Here is a 5,642-nt window from a genome sequence, read left to right as displayed (position 1 = left end):
ATACGGTCAATGTTTATGAAGGGGTGAGCCCGTTCAACCACCTGCAAACCCTGACCGAAGCGGGAAGCGATGTAAATACTGTTGCCTTTAACTCCAACGGCACCCTGCTGGCAGCCGGGGGGGAAGATTCAGAGGTCAGGCTTTATATTAAAAACGTGAGAAATCTGTTCACCCTCGTGAAAACCCTGTCCGATGCAAGAGGCCATATAAAAGGCGTTGACTTCCACCCCATCAACGGCCAGCTGGCAGTCGCTGAGCAACGCAGCAGGTTAAGAATTTATAGCGGGATCAGCCCGTATAACCGCCTGGAAAACTTGTTCGTTTCAGGCAGCTTTTTATTGAATGTTGCCTACAACTCCGACGGCACCCTGCTGGCATGTGCGGATACTAGAAAAACAGTCAGGCTTTATAATGGGACGAATCCGGACGAAAACAGCCCTCTGCAAACCCTCGTGTTACCGCAACGGATAGAAAGCATTGTCTTCAACCAAGAAGGTACCCAGCTGCTAATTGGTTATGTAAATGGAGGCGTCGATGTTTATGGGGAACTCAAGTCGTCACCCCGCGTGACAATTATTCCGATAGCAATGCCATTATCGCCAGCATACGCCCTTGCATTCAGCCCTGACGGCAAATGGCTGTCAATTGGTAGATTGGATCGTGCCCTGATGTATAGGGTCGATGGTGTAAGATTACCTACAGCTCAAGCCAGCACAACTGAAGCGATTACAACAGCAGTCGCTGCAACAGCGGTCAATACAACAGCAGTCAATACAACAGCAGTCAATACAACAGCAGTTAATACAACAGACGCCAGTACCGGAACCACCACAGAAATAGATAATTCTTCGACGCTTAAAGCCCTTTCGCTAATCGTACTATTAACAGCAGTTCTCCAGGACATCGTACTGCAATGACATTTCCGGAAAACTATCTGGCCAATTCAGACACGGTCATGGATGATCTTTTGGGTTGATCCGACCTTCCAGAAAACAAATAACAGACTCATGTTATTAAGCCTGCCCACGGCTGCTCATGTGATTTTCCTTGTCTTGCCCGACGAGCTTTGCATACACTGGCACCCTGGAAGAACAAGCAGGAATGTTTGTCATGAGTATTTTCAAATCCCACATTGTCCAAATGGGAGCTTATACCCCACCTCTGGAAGGCCGGGACTCTCATGACCACCTGCTGCTGGACTTTAATGAGCGAACCCTGCCAGTTTGTCCTTCAGTAAAACAGGCGATGATTACCAACGGCTCCGACCAGGGTATTGACCTGATCATCCGCTCAGCCTGCCATCAAGGTGAAGAAGCCATCATTCCCGACCCCTCATTCGCCATGTATCACCAGCTGGCCAAGGCAGAAAACCTCAACATATTTTCACCGTTTTTTGTCATGGCCACGCTGGCTCTGGGAACTATCTGAGTCATTCAAAGCCGAAATTCTGGAGGAAAATAATGAACTTTGGAAAAGGTCTGGCTATTGCAAGTCTGATTATGTCTCTGCCAGGAAGCCTTACACAGGCTCAAATGTTAGGCTCGAATCAGCGAGCACAAATACCTCCTCAATTATTCTATAAAATTGCTATAGATCCGGACCAGCCACAGGCAATACCTACTTCAACGCCCACTGCCACCCCGCCAGCACGTTGTGGACCTCACTGGGCTTTCAGTATTGCATGGAATAAAAACAGTACGCTCATGGCTGCGGGAGTGGGTTCCGGCAATAGGGTCTGCGGTCGTACAGGAGACCTGCGAATCTTTGATATGAGTTCAGGAATCCCCAGACTTCTTCGTACCATACACGCAACAGAATGGGTAGAAAGCGTTGCTTTCAGCCCCGACGGCACTCGGCTTGTAACCGGAGGGTATGATGATACGGTCAATGTTTTTGAAGGGGTGAGTCCGTTCAACCACCTGCAAACCCTGACAGGGGGAAGGGAAATAGAAACTGTTGCCATTAACTCCAACGGCACCCTGCTGGCAGCTGGGGGGACTGATGCAGAAGTCAGGCTTTATCTTAAAAACAGGAGAAACCTGTTCACCCACGTGAAAACCCTGACCGATGCAAGCAGCGATATAGAAGGCGTTGACTTCCACCCCATCAACGGCCAACTGGCGGTCGGCGAGCGAAGCCATAGAGTAAGAATTTACAGCGGGATCAGCCCGTATAACCGCCTGAAAGAGTTGTTCGTTTCACGCGGCCAGGTATTGGCTGTTGCCTACAATCCCAATGGCACCGTGCTGGCAACTGCGGATGATAAAAAAAAGATCAGGCTTTATAATGGGACGGATCCGGACGACAACAATCCCCTGCAAACCCTTTCGGTAGCGGCACAGATATTGAGCATTGCCTTCAACCGAAAAGGTACCCAGCTGCTAGTTGGGTATAGAAATGGAAGGGTCCATATTTTTGAGGGAATCGGATCCTTAGTCCTCTTGGACACTCTGCCGTTCGTAGCGCCAGCGTCGCCACAATACGCCCTTGCATTCAGCCCCGACGGCAAATGGCTGTCAACCGGTAGAGATGGAGATATCTTGATGTTTAGGGTCGATGGTGTAAGAGCACCTACACCTACAACTCCAGCCAGCTCAACTGAAGCGATTACAACAGCAATCGCTGCAACAACAGTCAATATGACAGCAGTCAATATGACAGCAGTCAATATGACAGCAGTCAATATGACAGCAGTCAATACAACAGACGCCAGTACTGGAACCAGCACAAAAATGGATAATTCTTCGACGCTTAAAGCCCTTTCCCTAATCACTCTATTAACAGCAGTTCTTCATAGCATCGTAATGCAATGATATTTTCGGAAAACTATCTGGCCAATTCAGACTCATGAGAGAACTGAATAGGCCAAATGGCTCTCCGAATTCTGTACTTTTTTAATGACTTATCACCCCGCTCCTGCAATACCGATCTTATACACCTTGATCTATCCATCATGTCCTCCGGAAAGTGGACCCGGTTTGGTGCCGGTGGCAATCTATCGCTACCAGAGTGGCAGTCACCGCAGAGGTTCGTTCATCAGGTATTACAACAATGCCTTTTACAGCATCGTCACACACTACAGTCAGCTCGGGATTCAGGCGGGCTGGCAGCCATAATTGGAGTGTTCCAACCTAAACATGAGAATTATTACTATTTGTATTTGCGAGGTGGTGTGCAATTGATACGGATCAACAGATTACCGGTGAAAAGTTCTGATGAACAGCACTGGATCCAGGAGGCTGTCCGAGAATGGACTGCCCTACTGCGGTTGTTGAAAAACAGAGTTCTGGAGAAGGGTAATGAACATTGAGAAGATTCTCGCTACTGCTAGCTTGGCTATCTTTCTGGCATTAAGCTGTTTACAAGCGCAGGTCCAAAAGCCTCAATTAATCCATGAAATTGATGTAGATCCAAACCAGTTACCGCCCCCCCTGTCAAAACATTGCCCGCCCCACAGGGTTTTAAGTATTTCATGGGATAAAGATAATAGGCTGATGGCAGTAGGAATTGGTTCCGGCGGAGGCGGATGCTCTTTTTCAGGCGCTGTACAATTTTTTGATATGACTGCCCAGGGAGAACCCAGACTCATGAAAACCCTGCACTTGACAGACTGGGCAGGAAGCGTTGCCTTCAACCCAAAACGGACTGAACTGGCAATCGGCGGGCATGATAAAAAGATCTACATCATAAATGGTACAAGCCCTTTCAACGTTCTGAAGATCCTGCCCGAAGCAACAGACAAAATACAGTCTGTTACTTTCAACCCCAATGGCACCCAACTGGCAGCCGGGGGATATGATACAGAGGTCAGGCTTTATAACGTGACAAATAGGTTCAGACTTATGAAAGTGCTGTCCGAATCGAGAGGCCGAATAACAGATATTGACTACCATCCCAGCCTTGCCGAGCTGGCCGTTTCGTCGGAAGATCACAGACTAAGAAAATACAGCGGGATACCCCCATTTACCCTGAAACAAGAGTTGAACGATTTAAATACCGAGTTACAGGCCGTTGCATACAACCCCGACGGAACCCAGCTGACTATTGGAGGCAATCGTACATTTGTCATGATTTATGATTTATTGCAGCAGCACTTCTACTCATACTCGTTTTCCGTGCCAGACTCGGTAACGAGCATTTCTTACAACAAAAGCGGTATCGAGATGGCCATTGGGTTTCTGAACGGAGAGATCATGGTTTATAAAAAAGAGGAGGATATTCCAACTCCCATCAACATTTACAGCCTTTACGGAGGATCAACAAGAATGATATACAGCCCTGATGGAAAATTGCTGGCAACCTGGGGGAGTGATGACAAGATCATGATGTATCAGATCGTGTCAAGAACGGTTACAGGAGCAGTTACCAAAACAGTTACCGAAGCAGTTACCACAACAGTTACCGAAGCAGGCTCAGAAGTCAGCACTGAGTCTGGCACTGAATTAAAAAATGCTTCGACTCTTGTAGCCCTTACTTTTGCTGCCTCATTAACTGCTGCTCTCGAAGGCATCATATTCCGATGATGATGCAGCAGCTATAGTCAAACGGTTTAAGGAAATGGCCGGAGTTTGCTAATTGCTTCGCAAAAGGATGGGGAACCTCGCGCTTTAAGTTGGCTTGTCTGCCACGCTCTGCATATACTTGCGCTGCTAATCAGGACTACAAGAGCAAGCAGGCACGTTGATCATGAGTATTTTTAAATCCCACATTGCCCAAATGGGGGCTTATACCCCACCTCTGGAAGGCCGGGCCCCTCATGACCACCTGCTGCTGGACTTTAATGAGCGTACCCTGCCAGTCTGCCCTTCAGTAAAGCAGGCGTTGATTGATTTCATTCAGGATGATCGTCTGCAGTGCTACCCATCCTACGGGAACATTACTACAAAGATTGCCAGATACTGCAATGTTGATGCCGCACAGGTGATGATCACCAACGGCTCCGATCAGGGTATTGATCTGATCATCCGCTCAGCTTGCAGTGAAGGTGAAGAAGCCATTATTCCCGGCCCCTCATTCGCCATGTATCAACAGGTCGCCAAGGTAGAAAACCTTAAAATCATTGAGCCTTCGTATTCTGTAGACCAAGGCTTTCCCAAGCAGGCTGTACTTGATGCCATTTCCGACAAAACCCGGCTTATAGTGATGGCCAATCCCAACAATCCAACGGGTACTGGTGTGGCCAGAGAAGAGATTCTTGAAATTGCAGCCGCAGCACCCAAAGCCGCCATTCTTGTGGATGAATGTTATTTTGAATACACACAGGAAACGGTAGCAGATGTCGTTGAGCAGTACCCAAACCTGCTGATTACCCGCACCTTCTCAAAAACCTGGGGATTGCCTTCTGTTCGTCTCGGTTATGTCATCAGTAATAGCGGGAATATACGAGCACTGCTGAATGTTCGTGGCCCTTACGACGTTAATCAGCTGGCGGTGGTTGCAATTGATGCAGCACTCTCCAACCCGGGCTACACCGAACTGTTTGTTAAAGAAGTGATGGAGGTCTCCAAACCAATGTTTGAAGATTTTCTGAACAGGAAAGGGATTGATTACTGGCCCAGTGTCGCTAACTTTATCTGGACATTCCCGAATAATCCGGATGAGATCGAAAAACACCTCAGGGCTCACCATATTCTGGTTCGACC

Annotated in this window: 6 protein-coding genes; all 6 read left to right on the top strand. The window is 48.0% G+C overall.

The genetic code is table 11. From position 1 onward, the window contains the following. Nucleotides 1–917, top strand: a 917-nt coding sequence (locus KDK18_RS14140; protein WP_257255579.1) for a WD40 repeat domain-containing protein, incomplete at its 5' end; no start/stop codon positions are given. Nucleotides 918–1,110: 193 nt separating this feature from the next. After that, entirely contained in the window at nucleotides 1,111–1,428 is a 318-nt protein-coding gene (locus KDK18_RS14135; RefSeq protein WP_257255577.1) for an aminotransferase class I/II-fold pyridoxal phosphate-dependent enzyme, read from the top strand. A gap of 32 nt (nucleotides 1,429–1,460) precedes the next feature. Continuing rightward, complete coding sequence (locus tag KDK18_RS14130) at nucleotides 1,461–2,813, top strand: WD40 repeat domain-containing protein (protein ID WP_257255576.1); 1,353 nt, start codon at nucleotides 1,461–1,463, stop codon at nucleotides 2,811–2,813. Between the two features lie 56 nt (nucleotides 2,814–2,869). After that, complete coding sequence (locus KDK18_RS14125; protein ID WP_257255575.1) at nucleotides 2,870–3,310, top strand: hypothetical protein; 441 nt, start codon at nucleotides 2,870–2,872, stop codon at nucleotides 3,308–3,310. A gap of 277 nt (nucleotides 3,311–3,587) precedes the next feature. Beyond that, nucleotides 3,588–4,523, top strand: a complete 936-nt coding sequence (locus tag KDK18_RS14120) for a WD40 repeat domain-containing protein (RefSeq protein WP_257255574.1) — start codon at nucleotides 3,588–3,590, stop codon at nucleotides 4,521–4,523. A gap of 163 nt (nucleotides 4,524–4,686) precedes the next feature. Continuing rightward, on the top strand, nucleotides 4,687–5,642 hold a 956-nt coding region (locus tag KDK18_RS14115), incomplete at its 3' end, for a histidinol-phosphate transaminase (RefSeq protein ID WP_257255573.1).

The sequence above is a fragment of the Endozoicomonas sp. SESOKO3 genome (assembly GCF_024606255.1).
Note: the sequence above shows the minus strand (reverse complement) of the source record. Positions and strands in the feature narration are given on the sequence as shown.